The 1,342-nt window shown below is 63.6% G+C and carries 1 protein-coding gene and 1 other annotated feature; the gene reads left to right on the forward strand.

Going from position 1 to position 1,342, the window contains the following annotated elements; translation table 11 throughout:
- Window positions 1-52 precede the first annotated feature (52 nt).
- A protein-coding gene (locus tag G341_RS0100025) for an IS3 family transposase (RefSeq protein ID WP_155826636.1) occupies window positions 53-1,311 on the forward strand; the annotation gives its coding sequence in 2 pieces (ribosomal slippage) (window positions 53-347 and window positions 347-1,311; 1,260 coding nt in all).
- Window positions 337-468, forward strand: a sequence feature (AL1L pseudoknot). Its footprint overlaps the gene before it by 132 nt.
- Window positions 1,312-1,342: the final 31 nt, after the last annotated feature.

A 1,342-nucleotide genomic window follows, 5' to 3' on the forward strand; every position in this document is an offset into this window, starting at 1 on the left:
TGAACCGTCCTGGGTCTGGCGGAGACCGTGAACGCACCAGGAGAATGCGGTCATGGCAGCACCACGCAAGTTCGATCAGGAGACCCGTGAGCGGGCGGTCCGGATGTATCACGATCGTCTGAAAGAGACCGGTGAGTCGAAACTCGGCGCACGCAAGCATGTCGGTGCGCTCCTCGACATCAATCCGGCCACGCTGCGCAATTGGGTCGAATCCGATGCGCCGGCCGAGGCTGGCGGCGGCGGCGGTGCTGCTGGAAGTATCTCGTCGGAGTTGAAGGCGCTGCGTAAGGAGAATGCCGAATTACGAAGGGCCAATGAGATCCTCAAGACAGCCTCGGCGTTTTTCGCAGCGGCGGAGGTCGACCGCCGACTGCGGTGATCGTCGACTACATCGACGCTCACCGGGAACGATTCGGGGTCGACCCGATCTGCCGGGTGCTCACCGAGCACGGCATGCAGATCGCCCCGTCTACCTACTACGCGCACAAGAAGACCGGTCCGGTCACCGAAGCGGTGCTGGCCCAGGCGTACGACGCGCACGCGGTTTTCCAGGTCTTCGAGGGCAACCGGCGCGTGTACGGGGTCCGCAAGCTCTGGCATGCGATGCGCCAGCGCGGGCACCCGATGGGGCGCGATCAGGTTGCCCGGCTGATGCGGGTGTGCGGGATCTGCGGCGCGGTCCGCGGATCACATCGCACGATCACGACCGCGCGTGATGATCGAGCACCCAGGTTCCCTGATCATGTTGCGCGGCAATGGAATAAACCCTCTGCACCGGATCAGCTGTGGGTCGCCGACTTCACCTACGTGTGGACACAGGCCGGATTTGTGTACGTGGCGTTCCTGGTCGATGTCTTTTCGCGCCGGATTCTCGGCTGGCGAGTGATGTCCACCAAGCACACCCCGTTGGTCACCAGCGTCGTCGAGCAAGCCCTCTTCTGCCGCCGCAGGGGTGAGTTCGCTTTCACCGCAACCGGTTTGGTGCATCACAGCGATGCTGGAAGTCAATACACGTCCATCGCGTTCTCGCGGGAACTGCGCGAGGCGGGAATCACTGGATCGATCGGATCGGTCGGTGACGCCCTCGATAACGCGTTGATGGAGTCGACGATCGGCCTGTACAAGACCGAGCTGATCGATACCGATCGATTCAGGTCTTGGACCGGCCGCGCGGAGGTCGAACGCCAGACCGCCGCCTGGGTGCACTGGTACAACACCGCCCGGCTGCACTCAGCGATCGGATACCGCGCCCCTGTCGACCACGAGAGGCAGTACCGTCAGGCCGTCACCCCGATCCCCGCGGTGGCTTGATCCAGGTCTCCGACCAGACCAGGACGGTTCA

The sequence above is a fragment of the Jongsikchunia kroppenstedtii DSM 45133 genome, from assembly GCF_000380485.1.
Lineage (GTDB): Bacteria > Actinomycetota > Actinomycetes > Mycobacteriales > Mycobacteriaceae > Jongsikchunia > Jongsikchunia kroppenstedtii.